This window comes from Kitasatospora sp. NPDC088346 (assembly GCF_044740765.1).
In the GTDB taxonomy this organism is placed as follows: Bacteria; Actinomycetota; Actinomycetes; order Streptomycetales; family Streptomycetaceae; genus Kitasatospora.
Map to the genome: position 1 here is coordinate 175,949 of NZ_JBIURH010000010.1, position 18,899 is coordinate 194,847.

General features: G+C 75.7%; 14 protein-coding genes. 11 read left to right on the forward strand and 3 right to left on the reverse strand.

What is annotated here, in order from left to right; all coding sequences use genetic code 11:
- Nucleotides 1-81: 81 nt before the first annotated feature.
- Together ACIOFR_RS16520 and ACIOFR_RS16525 are read left to right on the forward strand one after the other, a co-directional pair.
- Nucleotides 82-2,199 carry a polysaccharide deacetylase family protein gene (locus ACIOFR_RS16520; RefSeq protein ID WP_400997305.1) on the forward strand — a complete coding sequence of 706 codons (2,118 nt, stop codon included), beginning with the start codon at nt 82-84 and terminating at the stop codon, nt 2,197-2,199.
- Nucleotides 2,196-3,020, forward strand: coding sequence for a hypothetical protein (locus ACIOFR_RS16525; protein ID WP_400997307.1), 825 nt, complete (start codon nt 2,196-2,198; stop codon nt 3,018-3,020). The genes ACIOFR_RS16520 and ACIOFR_RS16525 overlap by 4 nt, the downstream gene beginning before the upstream one ends.
- Nucleotides 3,021-3,081: 61 nt before the next feature.
- Here ACIOFR_RS16525 and ACIOFR_RS16530 read toward each other — a convergent pair whose 3' ends face one another.
- Nucleotides 3,082-3,939, reverse strand: a complete 858-nt coding sequence (locus tag ACIOFR_RS16530) for a universal stress protein (protein ID WP_400997310.1) — start codon at nt 3,937-3,939, stop codon at nt 3,082-3,084.
- 166 nt (nt 3,940-4,105) lie between these two features.
- Between ACIOFR_RS16530 and ACIOFR_RS16535 the strand changes: the two genes are divergently transcribed.
- A complete protein-coding gene (locus ACIOFR_RS16535; protein ID WP_400997312.1) occupies nt 4,106-4,918 on the forward strand; it encodes a potassium channel family protein in 813 nt (270 codons plus the stop codon).
- A 45-nt stretch (nt 4,919-4,963) separates the two neighbouring features.
- Here ACIOFR_RS16535 and ACIOFR_RS16540 read toward each other — a convergent pair whose 3' ends face one another.
- Nucleotides 4,964-5,566: a class I SAM-dependent methyltransferase gene (locus ACIOFR_RS16540; protein ID WP_400997314.1), complete on the reverse strand. Its 603-nt coding sequence runs from the start codon at nt 5,564-5,566 to the stop codon at nt 4,964-4,966.
- 324 nt (nt 5,567-5,890) lie between these two features.
- Between ACIOFR_RS16540 and ACIOFR_RS16545 the strand changes: the two genes are divergently transcribed.
- The 4 genes from ACIOFR_RS16545 to ACIOFR_RS16560 all read left to right on the forward strand — a co-directional run bounded on the left by ACIOFR_RS16545 (nt 5,891) and on the right by ACIOFR_RS16560 (nt 8,839).
- Nucleotides 5,891-6,634 carry a carbohydrate-binding module family 20 domain-containing protein gene (locus ACIOFR_RS16545; RefSeq protein ID WP_400997316.1) on the forward strand — a complete coding sequence of 248 codons (744 nt, stop codon included), beginning with the start codon at nt 5,891-5,893 and terminating at the stop codon, nt 6,632-6,634.
- 236 nt (nt 6,635-6,870) lie between these two features.
- Nucleotides 6,871-7,191: a hypothetical protein gene (locus ACIOFR_RS16550; RefSeq protein WP_400997318.1), complete on the forward strand. Its 321-nt coding sequence runs from the start codon at nt 6,871-6,873 to the stop codon at nt 7,189-7,191.
- Complete coding sequence (locus tag ACIOFR_RS16555; RefSeq protein WP_400997320.1) at nt 7,188-8,183, forward strand: WXG100 family type VII secretion target; 996 nt, start codon at nt 7,188-7,190, stop codon at nt 8,181-8,183. Before ACIOFR_RS16550 ends, ACIOFR_RS16555 begins: the two co-directional genes overlap by 4 nt.
- Nucleotides 8,183-8,839 (forward strand): hypothetical protein, encoded by a 657-nt coding sequence (locus ACIOFR_RS16560; protein WP_400997322.1) that lies wholly within the window; start codon nt 8,183-8,185, stop codon nt 8,837-8,839. The genes ACIOFR_RS16555 and ACIOFR_RS16560 overlap by 1 nt, the downstream gene beginning before the upstream one ends.
- Nucleotides 8,840-8,859: 20 nt before the next feature.
- On the opposite strand, the gene ACIOFR_RS16565 is transcribed toward ACIOFR_RS16560, so the two are convergent.
- Nucleotides 8,860-10,965 (reverse strand): SpoIIE family protein phosphatase, encoded by a 2,106-nt coding sequence (locus ACIOFR_RS16565; RefSeq protein WP_400997324.1) that lies wholly within the window; start codon nt 10,963-10,965, stop codon nt 8,860-8,862.
- A gap of 435 nt (nt 10,966-11,400) precedes the next feature.
- Here ACIOFR_RS16565 and ACIOFR_RS16570 point away from each other — a divergent pair, with 435 nt between their 5' ends.
- The 4 genes from ACIOFR_RS16570 (at nt 11,401) to ACIOFR_RS16585 (ending at nt 18,874) form a co-directional block, all read left to right on the forward strand.
- On the forward strand, nt 11,401-13,518 hold the full coding sequence (locus ACIOFR_RS16570; protein ID WP_400997326.1) for a SpoIIE family protein phosphatase: 2,118 nt from the start codon (nt 11,401-11,403) through the stop codon (nt 13,516-13,518).
- Between the two features lie 70 nt (nt 13,519-13,588).
- Nucleotides 13,589-14,206, forward strand: coding sequence for a TetR/AcrR family transcriptional regulator (locus ACIOFR_RS16575; protein WP_400997329.1), 618 nt, complete (start codon nt 13,589-13,591; stop codon nt 14,204-14,206).
- A gap of 95 nt (nt 14,207-14,301) precedes the next feature.
- Nucleotides 14,302-15,546: a PP2C family protein-serine/threonine phosphatase gene (locus ACIOFR_RS16580; protein WP_400997331.1), complete on the forward strand. Its 1,245-nt coding sequence runs from the start codon at nt 14,302-14,304 to the stop codon at nt 15,544-15,546.
- A gap of 94 nt (nt 15,547-15,640) precedes the next feature.
- A complete protein-coding gene (locus ACIOFR_RS16585) occupies nt 15,641-18,874 on the forward strand; it encodes a BTAD domain-containing putative transcriptional regulator (RefSeq protein WP_400997333.1) in 3,234 nt (1,077 codons plus the stop codon).
- Nucleotides 18,875-18,899 lie beyond the last annotated feature (25 nt).

Sequence of the window (18,899 nt, forward strand, 5' to 3'; positions counted from 1 at the left end):
GCTGCGCGTGATCGCCGCGGTGCTCACCACCGCCGCCGTCGCCGCCGTGTACGCGATCGTGCTCTCCCGAGGAAGCCTGCTGTGACCGACCTGCACACCGGCCGCCAGGCCCCCCGCCCGCGCCGGGGCGCCACGCACTGGGTGGCCCGGCTGGCGCTCGCCGCCACCGCGCTGACCGTGCTCGCCCTGCCGTTCTACGCCGGCTGGAAGTACTACGTCTTCCGCCGGGACGTCACCCCGCAGGCCGCGCTCGCCGAGCCGGCCCGCCTGCCGCACGCCGAACAGGCCGCCTGGCAGTCCGGCGCGGAGAAGCTGCCGGCCACCGCCGCGCCGGTGGTGCTGACCTACCACGACATCAGCCCCAAGAGCGACAGCCAGTACATCGTCACCCCCGAGGCCTTCGACCAGCAGCTCACCGCCCTGGAGACGGCCGGCTACCGCACCCTGACCACCGACGAGTTCGTCGACTATCTCAAGGGCGGCCCGGCCCCGCCGCGGTCGGTGTACATCACCTTCGACGACGGCACCAACGGCCTGTGGGTGTACGCCGACCGGATCCTGGCGCGCCACCACATGCACGCCGCCTCGTACCTGATCACCGGAAAGGTCGGCCGCAACCGGCCGTACTACCTGTCCTGGGAGGAGATCTCCCGGATGGCCGGCTCCGGCCGCTGGGACTTCCAGGACCACACCCACGACCTGCACTGGCGCGGCGTGGTGGACGACAAGGGCACCGAGGCGTCCGCGCTGGCCAACCGGCTCTGGCTGGCCGACCGCAAGCGGGACGAGACGGTGGAGGAGTACACCTCCCGGGTCGGTGCGGACATCACCCGCTCGATCGAGGACTTCGCCGACCACGGTCTGCCGCGGCCGCAGATGTTCGCCTACCCGTTCTCCGAGATGAGCGAGCGCGGCAACCTGCCGGTGCCCGGCCCGTCCCTGCAGTCGCTGCTGGAGAAGTCCTTCGCGGCCACCCTCACCGACGTCAGCCGCCGCCCGCTGCCGGCCGGCCGCCGGGCCGCCGCCGCCCGCCAGGTGCAGCGCCTGGAGGTCTACCAGCACACCACCGCCCGGGAACTGGTCGCGGACGTGGCCCGCTGGACGCTCGTCCCGCCCGCCGTCGACGCCGCACTCGACCACCCCGAGCAGTGGACCCGCAGCGACGGCACCAACGACACCGGCATCGGCGTGCTGACCGGCACCGGCCCGTACCCCGCCGGGGTGTCCTACGTGTCCGCGGACTACCTCCCGACGGCCTCCGCCGACTGGACCGACTACACCGCCGCCGCGACCGTCGACCGGCTCGGTGACAACACCAACGTCGGCATGACGGTCCGGACCGGCAGCCTGGAGCCGATCTCGGTGAGCGTCAGCCGCAACACCGCGGTGCTCTCCCGCGGCAGCGGCGACAAGCGCGAGCAGCTCGCCACCAAGCCGCTGGTCGCGGCCGCCTCGCACAGCCTGGAGGTCACCGTCAGCGGGAACACCACCCGGGTGACCGTCGACGGCCGCACCGAGCTGTCCGCCACCGGCACCGCCGCGGGCGGCGACGCCACCGGCGGCATCGCGCTGAGCGTCCGCAACGGCGCCGGCGGCGCCTGGCCCGCGTTCGGCAAGGTGACGGTCAAGGAGGTGCCCGCGACGACCGGTGCCGCCGGTCCGAGCCAGCTCCCGGTCGCCCAGGCCGTGCTGCTCGACCCCGGCGCCAGCTGGGCGTTCGCGCCGGGCGAGTCCTCCAACATGAAGGTCGGCAGCGACGGGCTCTCCCCGCAGGGCCTCGCGCTGTCCGACTACGCCGCCTACGAGCAGCAGCGCACCGCCGGCTGGACCCGCTACACCGTCCGCGGCACCGTGGGCCGGCTGAACACCCCGCAGGTCAGCGGGGCGCTCTGGGCACGCGTCGGCAGTCCGCAGGCGATCAGCGTGGAGGTCAGCCGGCGCGGGGTGAAGGTGCTGTCCGGCAGCGCCGACAACCGCAGGGTGGTGGCCTCCAAGGCGCTCGCGGACGCCGACCACCACGACGTCACGATCACGGTCGGTTCGGAGGCCACCTGGATCACCGTCGACAACGCGGTGCACCTGATGCTGCCCGCGAAGGGCGAGACCGGCGGCGTGGCCTACTCGGCCTACCGCGACGTCACCCGGCACGCCTGGCCGACCGTCCGCAACCTCAAGGTCACCCCCGCCGAGGTGAAATGACCGCCCCCGCCCCCACCGACCCGGTGGCCGGCCCGACCGCCGCCGTCCCCCGCCGAGCGCTGCTGCTCGGCGGGGCGGCGGCCGCGGCCGCCGCCGTCCTCGGCGCCGACTCCGCCCCCGCCCCGTTCCGGCCCTTCACCGGGCGGGCACCCGCCCGGGACGGCCTGCTCACCAACGAGTACGCCTTCCGCCACCCGGACGCCCCCGACGCCCACGGCGACCCGGACTGGGTGGTCACCAGCGGCTCCCTGTTCGCCTCCGACGGCAGCCTGTGGACCGGCGAACCCGACGGCCAGAGCCCCGACCCGGCCTCCGCCCGGCACACCGACTCGGCGGTCTTCCGGCTGGTCACCCGGCGGCGCGACTTCGCCGACTGCACCGTCCGCGCCGAGGTGCTGCTGGAGCCGCCCGTCACCACCTCCCGCACCCCTCGCCAGGACTGGGACGGCGGGCACCTGTGGCTGCGCTACCGCAGCCCGCAGGAGCTGTACGCGCTCAGCTTCCGCCGCCGCGACGGCATCGTCGTGGTGAAGCGCAAGGCCCCCGACAGCCACGGCGCCGCCGACGGCGAGGGCAGCTACGAGACCATCGCCGAGGCCCGGCACGCCATGGAGTACGGCAGCTGGCACACCGTCAGCGCGACCGTCGCCGACACCCTGACCGGCGCGGTCCGGCTCCGGCTGGCGATCGACGGACAGACCGTGCTGGACACCCGCGACCAGGGGCCCGACCGGATCGCCGCCCCCGGCGGTGTGGGCGTCCGCGGGGACAACACCGACCTGCGGATCCGCTCCCTCACGGTGGGCCCCGCACGGTTCTGACCGGCCCGCGCCGATCGGCCCGGCCCGGGCCGGTCGCGCGGCCGGTCAGCGCGCGGGCCGGTCAGCGCGCCGGCACGACGGCCACCGGGCAGTGCGCGTGGTGCAGCACCGCGTGACTGACCGAGCCGAGCTGCAGCCCGCCGTGCCCGTGCCGCCGCCCCGCGCCGAGCACCACCAGCTCCGCGCCGTCGGCCGCCGCCAGCAGGACCTTCGCCGGCCGCCCCCGCCGCGCCTCCCGGCGCACCGTCAGCCCGCCCGCGCCCGGCAGTTCGACCGTCGCCACCAGCCGCCCCGCCAGGTCCTCCGGCGTGGTGTCGGTCATCAGCACCGAGCCGCCCGACAGGAAGGAGTCGGGCCGCCAGGCGTGCACCAGCTCCAGCTCGGCCTCGCGCAGCCGGGCCTGCTCGACCGCGAAGGCGGCCGCGGCGGCCGTCGCCGCCGCGTCCTCGTCCACCGCGAGCACCACCCGGCCGGCCCCGCCCCGCCCGGCCACGGACCCGCCGCGGACCACCACCACCGGGTAGGGCGCCCGGGCGGCCACCCGCAGGCCCACCGAGCCCAGCAGCATCCCCTCGAAGCCCCCGTGACCGCGTTCCCCGAGCACCACCAGCGGCTCCAGCTCGCCCAGCCCGGTCAGGGCGGGCACCGGGTCCTGCGGCAGCACCTCCGTCACCGCCGGGACGCCGGGCTGCCGGGCGTTCGCCCGCGCCAGCGCGGAGGCCAGCAGCCGGTGCACCTCCGTGCGGACGGACAGCGGCTCGTCCTCGTCGTCGGTCTCCGCCTCGTAACGCTCCCACAGGCAGGCGTGCACCAGCCGCAGCGGCACCTTCCGACGGGCCGCGTCGTCGGCCGCCCAGTCGAGCGCCAGCAGGCTCTCCGGCGAGCCGTCCACCGCCGCCACCACGCACCTGATCGCCATGTCCGTCCTCCTCCTGTGCGCGCACCGGCCCGCCCGGCCCTGCCATCCTGCGGCCGCCCGCCCCGGATCCGGGCCGGAACACCCGGGACGCGCCAGGACCTCGCCGGGCCGGCGGTACGCACCGGGCCGCCCGGCCCGCACCGCCGCGGGGGCTTAGCCTGGCTGCGTGTCTGCAACCTCCGCCGTCGCCCCGCGAAAGCCGTCGGCGACCACCCGCCGCGAACGCTGGGAGCGCCACACCCAGACCCCGCTGATCGCGCTGTCCGTGGTCTTCGCCCTCGCGTACGCGGTGCCGATCCTGTTCCCCGCCGCCGACGGCCGGCTGCTGGGCGGCGCCGCCTGGGTCGAGTGGGGGGTGTGGGCGGCCTTCGCCGCCGACTACGGGACGCGGCTGCTGCTGGCGGACCGGCGCTGGCAGTTCGTCCGCAGCAGCCCGCTGGACCTGGCGTCGGTCGTCCTGCCGCTGGTCCAGCCGCTGCGGCTGCTGCGGCTGGTGTCGACCCTGCTGCTGGCCGGACGGCGGGTCAGGATGGCCTCCCAGGTCCGGCTGACGACGTACGTGGCCGGGGCCGTCCTCGGGCTGCTGGTGTTCGGCTCGCTGGCCGTCCTGGAGATCGAGCGCTCGTCCCCGACGGCCACCATCCGCACGCTCGACGACGCGCTCTGGTGGTCCTTCACGACCATGACCACGGTCGGCTACGGCGACCTCACGCCGACCACCGGTCTCGGCCGGCTGCTGGCCGTCGCGCTGATGCTGTCCGGCATCGCACTGCTGGGTGTGGTGACCGCCAACATCGCGGCGTGGTTCGTCGCCCGGTTCGAGGCCGAGGACCGCCTCGACCACGTCAACCACCGGGCCATCCTCGACCTCACCGCCGAGGTCCGCGACCTGCGGCAGCAGCTCGCCGCGCTCGGCCTGCCACCGGAGGCCGGGCCGCCGGCCGTCCCCGACCGGCCCGCCGACCCGACCTCCGGCTGACGCCCCGGCCGGACGTCACGTCGCGGGTCGTCACGTCGCGGGTCGTCACGACGCGGGACGGACCGCCCGGACGAGCAGTTCCGTGCCGCCCAGGTTCGAGGGCTGCCAGCGGGACTCGATCCCGGTGAATCCGGCCTCCCGCAGCTCGGGCAGCAGGCCCGCGTCGAAGTACGGCCCCGCGCTGCCGCCGTCGGGCGTCACCGCCCGTTCGAGCACGCCGAGGACGAGCCGTCCGCCCGGCCGCAGCACGCGCCGGACCTCCGCGAGGGAGGCCGCCAGGGGCTGCCACAGCTGCACGCTGTTGGTCGCGAACACCGCGTCGAAGACCGCGTCCTCCCAGGGCAGTTCGGCCGCCGTGCCCTCCTGCGGCCGGACCCGCGCGCCGTGTCGGCGGACCCGCCGCCGGGCGGCCGCGACCATCTCGGCAGACGGGTCGACGCCGTCGATCCGGACGTCCGGGGCGGCCCGGGCGAGGGTCGCCAGCCCGATACCTGGGCCGAATCCGATCTCCAGCACCCGTTCGCCGGGCGCCGGCGCCAGCTCCCGGACGACGTCCTCCACCTGGGACTTGTTGATCACTGCCATCAGCCTGCCGACCAGGCTGCCGCCCAGCCCCTCGGGCCGCGCGAACTGCCGCTTCAGATCCATGGCCGCCAGCCTCGCACGGGGCCGCTGCGGCGGGACCGACGGGGCGGCGGCGGGCGAGGAGTCGAACGGTTCCGGCCTTCCTGTCCCGTACGCCTCCTGACGGCCGGGCGGCTCCCGTACCCCGCGGGGCCCTCGCGAGGCGCCACCGCACCCGCCGAGGCCGGAACGTCCCAGCTCGGCGCGGTATGGCCGAAACCCGACGCTTCTTGCGCAAGATGATGAAAGAAATTTCAACGCGGGCCTCCGCCCTGTGCTTCGATGCGGCCGGCGGCCCGAACCGGCCCGCCCCCTCCCGTCCCTCCGCCGACCTCCCAGGGGGATCCCGTGCCCGTCCGCCACCTGCTCGCCGGCCGCCGCCGGCTGCGCCTGCTCACCGCGCCGGCCGCCCTGCTCGCGGCCCTGGCCCCGACCGCCGTCCCCACCGCTGCCGCTGCCGCTGCCGCCGGCGAGGAACGCCCCCCGGCCGTCACCGTCCCGGTCCGGGTGGCCGCCGACACCGAGCCCGGCGACACCGTGCTGATCTCCGGCAGCACCGCCGAACTCGGCGCCTGGGACCCGGCGCTGGCCGTCCCGCTCACCACCGACGCCGCCGACCGACCGGTCTGGCACGGCGACCTGCGGCTGCCGCCCGGCGGCCAGGTGCAGTACCGCTACCTCCGGCGCGCCGCGACCGGCGCGCTGACCCGGGAGGACGGACCGGACCGCTCGGCCTTCGTCTCCCCCGGCGGCGGGACGGCCCTGGACGACCGGTGGAACGCCGCCGACGGCAACCCCGTCGCCGGTGTCTTCCACGTCACCGCCACCACCCGGTGGGGGCAGACCCTCTACGTCACCGGCGGCACCGCCGAACTCGGCGCCTGGGACCCGGCCCGGGCCGTACCGCTCTCCACCAGCGCCACCGTGTACCCGGCCTGGACCGGCTTCGCCCGACTGCCTCCCGGCACCGCCGTCCAGTACAAGTACCTGCGCCGGGACGCCGACGGCGGCGTCACCTGGGAGAACGGCCCGAACCGCACCGCCACCACCCCGCCCACCGGGACCCTCACGGTCGACGACACCTGGCGCTGACGGCCGGGGCCCGCCGGACGCCGCGGCCGCCGTGGCGGTTGCGTGCCCGATGCGCGGATCCGGAGCACATCGCGCGCCGCCGGCACACCGGTCCACCCCATATGACCTGGCCAAACGTCATACATTACGCTTCGTCGCGCACCCGGGGGGCGATCGGCAGCCGATCGGCGCACCACGGTGCACCACGCCGGACGGAGAGCGGCCGGACAGGACAACGGGGGAAGGGTGAGGCAGACATGAGTGCGCCGGACATCCGAGTGCAGCCGGAGGTGCTGCAACGCTACGCGGCCGTCATCGAGCAGCAGCGCGACCAACTCGCCCGCATCCAGGCCGCCCTGGGGGCCGTCCAGATACCCGGGGGCGCCTTCGGCCACCTCCCGGACTCGGACGAGCTGCACGAGGGCTACAACGACCACGCGGTGTCGGAGCAGCAGAACCTCTCCGACCTGATGGACGTGCTGGACCACGCGGCCGAGGGCCTGGAGGTCACCGCGGACAACTACCGCGGCGCCGACGAGGACATCCGGACCATGATGGGCACGGGTGACGGCCGATGAGCACCGCCGCCGACGTCGCGGGCGCGTACAAGTGGACCCGGGACTTCCTGAAGGAGCCGCTGCTCCCGATCCCGGAGATCCACAACCCGGCCCAGGGCGCGATCGACTCGGGCATCGACGACGCCGTCCGGTGGGCGCTGGAGAAGACGCCGCTGATGGGCTGGCTGGAGAAGGTCACCGGTGACCCCAGCGCCCTGACCGCCGCCGCGCAGGTGTGGCAGGCCCAGGCGCAGGCCACCCGCGAGGTCGCGGCCGAACTGCGGCGCGGCGCCGACGGGCTCGCCACCGAGTGGCACGGCGAGGCCTCGGCGGCGTTCGGCAACCACATGGGCCAGGTCGTCGAGGCGATCGACGCCACCGCCGAGGACATGGCGCAGACCGCGCAGCTGCTCAGCCAGGCGGCCGCGGAGTGCAAGCTGGCCCAGGACCTGGTCGTGGAGATCATCCGCGAGGCGATCGAGTGGCTGGCCGTCACCATCGCGGCCGGCATCGTCGCGGACGTGCTGACGCTGGGTCTGGCGACCATCGTGGACGCGGTGGTGGTGGAGGCCGAGATGCTGGTCTTCATCGCCAAGGTGGAGAAGGTCTCGGTCAGTCTCGCCCGCAAGCTGCGGACCCTGCGCCGGCTGATCAAGCAGATGCGGGAGGCCGAGAAGGCCGGGCAGGCGATCAAGCGGGCCAACGCCGCCCGCAAGATGGTCGGCCGGATGCGCAAGGGCGGCAAGTCGGCCTTCAGCCCGAGCAGTTGGGCGAACCCGTACAAGTCGCCGGAGCGCTTCCTCACCTCGACCGCGCTGAAGGGCTTCCAGGGAGCGGTCGCGACCCCGCTGTTCCAGGGCGCCACCGGCCTGACCGGCACGCCCGGCGCGCCGGTCGGGGACGCGCTGAGCAGCGACACCTTCGTCGACTCGGTGACCCGCGAGTTCGACGGCGAGAAGCCCGCCCCGGCGTACCACGTGCCGACGACCAGGATCGAGGAGGCGTTCGGCTGATGGCGGCCCAGCGCAGTCCCAAGCTCGAACAGGCCTACCGCGAGCGGTTGGAGGAGTGGTCCCGGCTGCCGTTGGCCTGGCTGGAGCCGGGCGAGTACCTGCACGGGGTGGCCGACGTCGGTCTGGACCGGTTCGTCCGCCGGGAGCTGCCCAGGCGTCTGCGGGTCGAGAAGCCGCCGCTGCCGGCGGGGGCGAAGGCCCCGGCCGGGAGGAAGCGCGGCTGTCTGATGACCGTGCTGCTCTTCCCGTTGCTGCTGCTCGATCTCGGGCACGTCGTCGAGGACGTCGCGGAGGCCCTGACCGAGGCCACCGTCAAGGGCGTCCGCCGGATGTTCCACGGCCGGCCCTTCGTGGGCGGCTGGGACAGCCTGGCCGGGCGGTTCGTGGTCGCCGTCCGCACCGGTCCGACGGCCCACCGGCGGTACCGGCACACCCGGGCGCTGCTGGCCTTCACGGACCGGGGGGTGCTGCTGGTGGACCACGACCACGGGGAGTTGCTGGGCCGGTTCCGGCGCGCCGAGTTGGGCGGGACGGGGATCGTCCGCTCGCGTCAGCCGAAGCGGGTGGACCTGTGCTTCGCCGACGGCTCGCTGGTCGCCGTGGTGGCCGACTCCGCCGGGGCCGCGCAGGTGCTGCGCGCGCTGACGCAGCGGTAGCGCGGCGGCCGCGGGCACGCTCAGTGCGGTGTCGCCCGGAGCAGCAGGGTGGCGATGTCGTCGGCCCGCTGGCCGGACTGCTGGGCGGTGGCGACCAGGTCGGTCGCCACCGTCTCCAGGTCCGGGGCGGCCCGGTCGAGCCGGGCGGCGACGACCGCCAGGGCGCGGTCGAGGTCGGTGTCGGGGGCCTCCACCAGGCCGTCGGTGTACAGGAGCATCAGGGCGCCGACGTCGAACGGCACGTCGGTGATCGGGTAGGCGGAGCCGGTGTCGACGCCCAGCGGCAGGCCGGGCGGGATGTCCAGCACCCGGGTGGCCTCGCCGGGGGGCCGCAGCAGCGGCGGCGGGTGTCCGGCGCTGACCACGTAGGCGCGGTGCGCGGCGAGGTCCAGGTGGGCGTACAGGCAGGTCGTGAAGAGGTCCGGGTCGAGGTCGCAGAGCAGCCGGTTGGCGCGGACGAGGACCTGGTCGGGGGCGGCGCCCGCGGTGGCGTGGACGGCGGTGCGGACCTGCCCCATCAGCGCGGCCGCCGGCACGTTGTGGCCCTGGACGTCGCCGATCACGGCGGCCGCCTCGGTCGGGCCGAGCCGGATCAGGTCGTAGAAGTCCCCGCCGATGTCCATGCCGCGGGTGGCGGGCAGGTAGCGCGAGGCGATCCGCAGTCCGGCGACGGCGGGCAGGGCGTGCGGCAGCAGGGCCTGCTGGAGGCCGTGGGCGAGCCGGCTCTTGGTGTCGTAGAGGTGGGCGCGGTCCAGCGCCTGGGCGATCAGGCCGGCGAGTGACGTGAGGACGGTGCGTTCGTCGGCGGCGAAGCGGTGCGGTTCGTCGTACGCGAGCAGGCAGCAGCCGACCGGGCGGCCGGAGGTGATCAGCGGCAGGACCGCCCAGGCCTTCTTGCCGGTGACCTGCGGGACCTCGGGGTAGGCGCGGGCGAGTTCGGCGGGGGCGCCGAAGAAGCCGGGGGCGCCGGCGGTGATCGCGCGCATCATGGGGGCGATGCGTTCGTCCAGCGGGATGCTGTTGAAGCGGTCCATCTGCTCCGCGGTGTAGCCGCGGTAGCCGGTGACCTGGAGGCGGCCGTCCTCGGCGCTCATCATGGCGAGCCCCTGGGCGTCGAAGGCCGGCATGATCTGCTCGGCCACCAGGGCGATCACGTCGTCCGCGGTGACGGCCTCGGTGAGGGCGGCCGCCAGGTGCATGATCTGGTAGAGCTGGCCGGCCCGGGAGACCGGCGCCGGCCGGGGGCGGGCCGGCACGGCGGCGGCGTCGGGCCCGCTGTTGGCCGGGGTGATCCGGACGCTGATCCCGTCCTCGCCGCTGTAGAGCCGGAAGTCCAGCCAATGGTCCGGGGGGCGCAGCGCGGTGAACGCGACCGGCTGGCGGCTGATGATCGCCGCGCGGTAGCGGTCCTCGTAGACCGGGTCGTCGAGCCAGGGCAGGGCCTGCCAGGGGATCGCACCGAGCAGGTCCTCGCGCTCGGCGCCGAGCAGGTCGCAGGCGGCCTCGGTGAGGAAGGTGACCCGCCCGTTCAGGTCGAGCCCGCAGCTGCCGCCCGGGAGGCGTTCGGCGAAGGCGGTCGCGGCGCTCGCGGGCAGCTTGGCCTCGTCCAGCTGGAGCGGCAGGACGCGCGGCCGGCCGGGCGCGGTGACCGGCAGGCCGACGCCCGCCGCGCGGGCGAGCAGGTCGGCGAGGCGGTCGCTGCCTGCGGTGATGCGATCGCGTTCGACGGGCGTGAGGTGCGGCGGGTGGGCACCGGGCCACAGCAGCAGCAGCGCGCCCCAGCGGCGTTCGGCGGTGCGGATCGGGGCGGCCGCCAGCGCGAAGTGGTACGGCATGGTGACGGCGATGCGCGGGTACATCCGGGCGAAGTCCTGCTGGCTGCCGGACCAGACGAGCCGGTGCTCGCGCAGGGCGTCGCTGGTGGGTGCCGGGGCGGCGAGGGCGGTCCTGGTCCACGGGGCGATGAACTCGGCGGGCAGGCCGCGGACGGCGGCCAGGTGCAGGACGTCCTCGTGGTCGGGGAGCAGGTAGACGCCCCCCGAGGAGGCGCCGCACTCGTCCACGACGGCGGTCAGCGCCTCGTCGAGCCGCTCGTCCCACCAGGCCGCGTCACCGGCGGCCGGCACGGGTCGCTCCCGCGCGCCGCAGCGCTCCCGGCCGTCGGCGCGACGGCGCAGCCCCCGGCTCGGTCCGATCAACGCCCATAGCAGTGACGCTACGCCCGCTGCTGGGGCCGGGCACCCCGACCCGGCCCGGCGACCGGCCCGCCCCATCGGGGCCGGTCGCCCACGGAGCGTCCGTGCGACAGCCCGCACCGTGAGGCCGGGGCTCGCGAGGACGGCCGCCACCGGATCGGCCCGGCCGTACGGGAGGCGGTCGTCGACGCCGTGCGGCACGGCGGACCTCAGGTCCTGAGGCGCTGGACGGCTTCGCGTGGTCCCGCGCCGCCGCCCGCGGACTTGCCACGGGCGGCGCCTCTGCCATCGTGGTGTACATCGCGGTGTGCGTCGTGGTGTACGTCGCGGTGCCGAGGCAGCAGCTGCCGTCGGGAGGTGCGAGCGGTGTCGGGAACCGAGCGGGAGCAACGGGCCGCGGAGATACTCGACGCCCTGTTCAGCCAGGCGCCGGTCGGACTGTTCGTCTTCGACACCGACCTGCGGATCGTGCGCTACAACACGGCGAGCCGGGGCATCAAGGGCGTCGCGGTGAGCAGCGTGGTGGGGCACCGGCTGGGCGAGTTCGCGCCGGGCTTCGACACGGACGAGCTGGAGGCGCTGGCCGCGCAGGTGCTGAAGACCGGCGAGCCGGTGCGCGAACACCTGGTGAGCGGCCTGTCCCCGTCCCGTCCGGTGGAGCGGATCGTGCTGTCCGTCTCGATGTTCCGGTTGCGCGCCGCCGACCACACCGTGCTCGGCGTGGCGTCCGCGCAGGACGTCACCCTGGGGCAGGCGGCGACGCAGCGCCTCGCCGTGCTGGCCCTCGCGCACCGGTCGATCGGCACGACGCTGGACGCCCGCCGCACCGCCGTGGAGCTCGCCGACGCCGCGGTGCCGCTGTTCGCGGACGCGGTCAGCGTGGACCTGCTCGACGAGGTGCTGCGCGGCGAACCGCTGAAGCCCGGGCCGGTCCCGGCGGACGTGCCGCTGCGGCGGACCGCCTTCCGGTCGGTCGCCGGCGGCGCCGGACTCGTCGAGCCCGACGGCCTGACCACCTTCGCCTTCCCCACCCCGTTCACCCGCAGCATGACCGACGCCGCGCCGCGGCTGCTGCGCCGCGTCTCCTCCGACGAGCCGTGGCTGCCGGCCGAACCCGACCGGGCGAAGCGGCTCGCGGAGGTCGGGGTCCACTCGATGATCGTCACACCGCTGCTGGCCCACGACGCGGTCCTGGGGGTGGTCGCCCACTACCGATACGAGCGGGACGAACCGTTCGAGGAGGCGGACCTCCAGGTGGCCCGGGAGTTGGCCGGGCGGGCCTCGCTCACGATCGACAACGCGCTCAGCTACACCCGTGAGCACACCATCGCCGCGGCCCTGCAACGGCACCTGCTGCCCAAGGACCCGCCGCCGCTGACGGCCGTGGAGACCGGGCACCTGAACGTGCCCGGCACCGCCGGCGGGGGCGGCCACTGGTACGACGTGATCCCGCTCTCCGGCGCGCGGGTCGCCCTGACCGTCGGGGACGTGGCCGGGCACGGCATCGAGGCCACCGCCACCATGGGGCAGCTGCGGACGGCGCTGCGCACGCTCGCCGTCCGCGACCTGCCGCCGGACGAACTGCTCAGCTGCCTGGACGAGACCGCCCGGACCCTCAACGCCGAGCAGTGGGAGCCCGGCGGCGGGCGCGGACCGGGCCTGCGGCCGCTGGCCTCGTGCCTGTACGCCGTCTACGACCCGGCCACCCGGATCTGCAGCCTCGCCGGGGCCGACCACCCGGCCCCGGTGATCGTCGCCCCGAACGGCGAGCCGGTGCCCTTCGTCCTCCCGGAGGGCCCGCCGCTGGGCACCGGCGCCGGCGGCTACGAGACGCTGTCGGTCGAACTGCCGGCGGGCAGCCTGCTGGCCCTGCACACCGTCGGTCTCGCCTCGGCCGGCCGCGGCGCCGGCGGCACCGGCCCCGCCCAGATCCTCGAACGAGTGATGGCGCACCCCGACCACAGCCTGCGGCAGCTGTGCGACGACGCCGCCTACGCGCTGACGCCCGCCCGTACCGCCCACGACGCCGGCCTGCTGCTGGCCCGGACGGCGGAGCTGGGCGAGGACTGCGTCGCGATCTGGACCCTTCCGGACGATCCCCGGGTCGTCGGCACCGCCCGCCGGCTCGCGGAGCACCAACTCGGGGTGTGGGGCCTGGCGGAGCTGGCGTTCTCGACCGAGCTGATCGTCAGCGAGCTGGTCACCAACGCGTTCCGTTACGGCAGCGCGCCGATCCGGCTGCGCATGGTCCTGGACCGCACGCTGATCTGCGAGGTCTCCGACACCAGCAGCACCGCACCGCACCTGCGACGCTCACGGCCCACCGACGAGGGCGGCCGGGGGCTCTTCCTGGTCGGGCAGCTGGGCGAGCGGTGGGGCACCAGGTTCGAGAGCCGCGGCAAGACCATCTGGTCGGAGCAGCGGCTGCCGGACGACGCCGACGCCTCCGCCGGGGGCGCCGACCGGCACCGGCCCGCGGCCTGAGGCGTCCGGCCACCGCCGTTGCACTGCGGGTGCAGTAACCTCGGGGCGAGCGAACGCGGAGGGCTCCGAGATGAAGCAGCCGGGGCCGGACGGCCGTACCGAGCGGGGGCGGCAGAGCCGGGAGCGGATCGCCGACGCGATGCTCTCCCTGCTGGACGAGGGGTGCTCGCACTTCCCCGCCGAGCGGGTCGCCGAGCGGGCCGGGGTGTCCCGGCGGCTGGTGTTCCATCACTTCGCCGACATGGCGCAGCTGGTGGACGTCGCCGTCGCGCGCCGTCTGGACCAGCTGACGGCCCAGGTCCACCCGCTGCCGACCGCGGGTCCCCGGGCGCTGCGGGTCGCCGCGCTCGTCGAGCAGCGCGCCCGCGTACTGGAGGGGCTCACCCCCACCCGTCTCGCGATCATGCGGCTGGAGAACCCCTCCGAGCGGGTCCGGCAGGTGGTCGGGCAGCTGATGGAGTTCGCCCGGCTGCGGCTCGCCCAGATCTTCGCCGAGGAGCTCGACCGGCTGCCGGACGGCCGCCGGACCGACCTGCTCAACGCGCTGGACGCCGTCACCACCTGGAGCGCCTGGTACCACTGGCGCAGCAGCGGCCTGGACACCGGGGCTGCGCAGCACACCATGGCGGCGACGGTGCACGTCCTGCTCGCCGCCGCGGACCGCCCCGGACCGGCCGCCGCCCGCTGAGCCCCGGCACCCGCCGACGGCCGCCCGCAGGAAGACCCGGTCGTTCTTCAGTAGATTGGCAGCACCGAAGGGGACCTTCGTTTCCTGGGAGCCACGTGACCGGGCTGGATGTCGACTACGCGGCGGCCTTCCGCGCCGCGCCGAGTCCGATGCTGGTCCTCACCCCGGACCTGATCATGGTCGACGCGAACGACGCCTACCTGCAGGTCTCCGGCCGCACCCTCGCCGAGCTGGTCGGCCGGTACCTCTTCGACGTCTTCCCCGACAACCCCGCGGCCCCGGCGGCCGACGGCGTCGACAAGCTGCGCGCCTCCCTCGCCCGGGTCCTGCGGACGGGGCAGCGCGACAGCATGGCCCTGCACGAGTACGACGTCGAGCCTGCGGACCACTCCGGGGCGTTCGAGGAGCGTTACTGGAGCACCGTCAACACCCCGGTCCTGGACGTCGACGGCACGGTGAAGCTGATCCTGCACCGGGTGGAGGAGGTCACCGCGCTGGTCCGGCAGTTGAGGGGCGGCCGCGGCCGGGACGGGCGCCGGCGGTCGCTGACGCGCGAGGAGCAGATGGCCGCCGACCTGCTGGCCCGCGGCCAGGAGCTGCAGGAGGTCAACGAGCAGCTCCGGGACGCCCACGCCCGCGAGCGCGAGGTCGCGGTCACCCTTCAGCGCGCCCTGCTGCCGTCCGTCCAGGCCGTGCACCGCGACTTCGCGGCCGTCCGGTACCTGCCCGCGACGAGCTCGATGAACGTCTGCGGGGACTGGTACGACCTGCTCGACCTCGACGAGCGGCACGTCGCCGTCGCGGTCGGCGACGTGGTGGGCCACGGTATCGAAGCGGCCGGCGTCATGGGGCGGCTCAACAGCGCCCTGAACGCCGCCATCCGCGCCACCTGCCGGCCCGCCGAGGCCCTCAAGACGCTGGCGCTGTTCGCCCTCACCGTCGAGGGCGCGCTCGCCACCACCGCCGTCCAGACCGTCATCGACCGCACCGAGCGGACCGTCACCTACAGTTGCGCCGGGCACCCGCCGCCGGTGCTGGTCGAGGCCGACGGCACGTCCCGACTGCTGGACGGCGCGACCGATCCGCCCCTCGGGGCCTGGGACGACACCGCCCCCCGCTCCCAGGCCGTCACGCGCTACCGGCCCGGCGCCACGCTGATCCTCTACACCGACGGGCTCGTCGAACGGCGCGGCGAGGACATCGACGTGGGCCTCGCCCGGCTGACCGCCGGCGCGGTACGGCACCGCGCCCTCGGCCCCGAGCGGATCGCCGACGCCCTGCTCGCCGAGCTGGCCGCCGGGAGCACCGACGACACGGCCCTGGTGGTCGTCCGGCTGTGACCGCCCGGCCGGCCTGCCCCCGCAAGCCACGGCGGCGGGCGGGGCGGGCCGGTAAAATGGACCCGCCCGCCCGGTAGCCTGCGTTGGGGCCGACATGGCCGACGAAGTGCACATCTGTCTGCTCGGTGGCTTCGACGTCACGGTCGGTGGCCGGTCCGTCGCGGCCGGAGCCTGGCGGCTGCGCAAGGCCAGGAGCGTACTGAAGCTGCTGGCGCTGGCGCCCGGCCACCGCCTGCACCGGGACCGGGTCTACGACCTGCTGTGGCCGGACCTCGATCCGGCGGCCGCCGCCAACAACCTCCACCAGGCCCTGCACGCCGTCCGCCGGGCGCTGGCCACCGCCGGGGCGCCCGGTGACGTGGTGCTGATCCGCGACGACGTGCTGCTGCTCGGACCGGACGGCGGCGTCCGGACCGACCTCGACGAGCTGGCGCAGGCCGTCCGCCGGGCCGCGGACGGCGGGTCCGCCGAGCGGCGCGCGGCGCTCGTGCTCGCGGAGCGCGAACTGCTGCCCGAGGACACCTTCGAGCCGTGGACGCAGGAGACCCGCGACGCGGTCGCCGCCCGCCGCGGCGCGCTGCGGCCTGCCCTCGCCGAGGCGCTGGAGCGGGAGGGCCGCGCCGCGGAGGCCGTCGAGGTGCTGGAGGCCGCCGGCGGCGGGCTGACCGAGCCGGGCCACCGGGCACTGATGCGGGCCCTCGCCGCGACCGGGCGGCGGCCGGAGGCGCTGGCGGTCTACGAGCGGCTGCGGGACGGCCTGCGCGACGACACCGGCTCCGACCCCGACCCACAGACCCGCGAGCTCTACCGGGACCTGCTGGCGGGCTCGGTCGAGGAGGAACCCGCCGGCGCCGGCCACCGCCACAACCTGCCGGCGCAGACCACCAGCTTCATCGGCCGCCGCCGGGAGGTCGGCGAGGTCGGCGAACTGCTCGCACGCAGCCGGCTGTTGACCCTGACCGGCCCGGGCGGCTGCGGCAAGACCCGGCTGGCGCTCGCCGTGGCGGACCGCCGCGTGGAGTCCGTCCGCGACGGGGTGTGGTTCGTCGACCTCGCCGCCGTCACCGACCCGGGGTTCGTCCCGGACGCGGTCGCCGCGACCCTCGGCCTCCAGCTCTCCTCCGGCACCGGGCGCCAGGCCGCGCTGGTCGCCCAGCTCGCCGGGCGGGAGCTGCTCCTGCTGCTCGACAACTGCGAGCACCTGATCGAGTCGTGCGCGGCGCTGGTCGCCGAACTCCTGGCCCGCTGCCCGGGGGTGGTCGTGCTGGCGACCAGCCGCGAGCCGTTGCAGGCCTACGGCGAGCGCACCTGGCGGGTCCCCTCGCTCGGGCTGCCGGACCTCCACCGGCTGCCGCCGCCGGACGAGCTCGGCCGGTTCGCCTCCGTACGGCTGTTCGTGGAACGGACCGCCGAGGTCGTCCCGGACTTCCGGCTGGACCAGGACAACGCGGCGGCCGTCGCCCAGATCTGCTTCCGCCTGGACGGGATCCCGCTGGCCCTGGAACTCGCGGCCGCCCGGGTCCGGATGCTGGCGCCGCGCCAGATCGCCGAACGGCTGGACGACGCGCTCACCCTGCTCGGCCAGGGCAGCCGGCACGCGGTGACCCGCCATCAGACCCTGCTGGCCACCCTGCGGTGGAGCCACCAGCTGCTCTCCCCCGAGGAGCGGGTGCTGCTCCGCCGGCTGGCGGTGTTCACCGGGAGCTTCGCGCTGGCCGCCGTGGAACAGGTGTGCACCGACGGCACCGAACCCGCGGGCGTCCTGGACCTGTTGGGTCGACTGGTCGACAAGTCGCTGGTCCTGGTCGAACGCCACGACGAGGAGGTGCGCTACCGGCTGCTGGAGACGATCCGCCAGTACGCCCGGGAGCGGCTGCGCGAGAGCGGGGAGGCCCCCGCGACGGAGCGCCGGCACCGCGACTTCTACCTCGCGCTCGCCGAGTCGTACGACCCGGACGCGCCGGACGGGCAGCTGCGCGGCCCCCGGCCCGGGGACCCGCACCCGGCGACCGGGGAGCCCGCCACCTCGCTGCGCCTGGAGGCCGACCACGACAACCTCCGCGCCGCGCTGCGCTCGGCCCTCGACGGCGACCCCGGGGACGCGCTGCGGCTGGCCGTCGCCCTGCGCCTGTTCTGGGCCGAGCGCGGCTACCTCGCCGAGGGGTGGCGCCGGCTGGACGACGCGCTCGCCGCCGCACCCGAGCCGACCCCCCTGCGGGCCCGGGCGCTGGTCGGGCAGGGCGTCCTGGCGATCCGGCTCGGCGACGCCTCCCGGCTGCCGGCGATCGGCGCGGAGGTCGTCGCGATCCACCGGGCCCGGGGGGACCGGCCCGCCCGGGCGACCGCGCACCACCAGCAGGCGCTGCTGCTGTGGATGCACGGCAGCTGGGACGAGGCCGCGGCCGCCCTCGACCGGGCCGGCGAACTCGCCGACGGCGCACCGACCCTGCTCGCGGCCGCCGCCCACCAGCGGGGCGTCGCGGCGGTCTGCCGCGGGGACGGCCCGGCCGCCCGGGAGTCCTTCACCACCAGCCTGCGGCTGCTCGCCGAGGCCGACGGCGACGCCCGCCCGTTCTTCCCGGTGATGACCCCCGGGTACACGGTCGAGGCGGACGGCCCGGCCGGCGCCTCGGTGTTCTTCGAGGAGACCGTGCTGGTCGGACGGCTGGTGCGGGCGGCACAGGCCCGCGGCTACGCGCTGGCCAACCTCGCCAGGGCCCTCCTGCTGGACGGCGCCGCGGACGAGGCCCGCACCCGGGCCGAGGAGAGCGTCGGGCACTTCCGCACGCTCGGCGACGCCCGGGGCGAGGCGCTGGCGCTCAACACCCTCGGCAACCTGTGCCGCGCCCGCCGGGCGTACGAGGAGGCACGGACCCACCTGGAGGCGGGCCTGCTGATCAGGCGCCGGCTCGGCGACCGCCGGGAGGTCGGGATCACCCTCGGCAGCCTCGGCCTGCTGGCGACGGCGGTCGGCGACCTCGACGGCGCCCGCACGGCGATCGGCCGGGCCCGCGCCGGGTTCGAGGAGACCGACGACATCCCGGGGCTCACCAACAGCCTGCTCCACCTCGGTCTGGTCGCCCGCGCCGCCGGCGACCGGACCGGGGCCGGGGAGCGGTTCACCCGGGCCCTGGCGCTCGACGGCGTGCCCGGGTCGGTGTGCGCGGTGGGCTGGGTCGCGGTCATGCTCCGCGACCTCGCCCGCGCCGGGGGCGACCGGCCCGCCGCCGAGGCGGCCGAGGCCCGCGCGCGGGCGCTCTTCACCCGGCTGGGGGACGTCCGGGGCCTCGCCCACCTGCGGCGCACGGCGGTGCAAAGCCGACGCTAACCGGCTGCAAAGCGGCGCCTCCTAA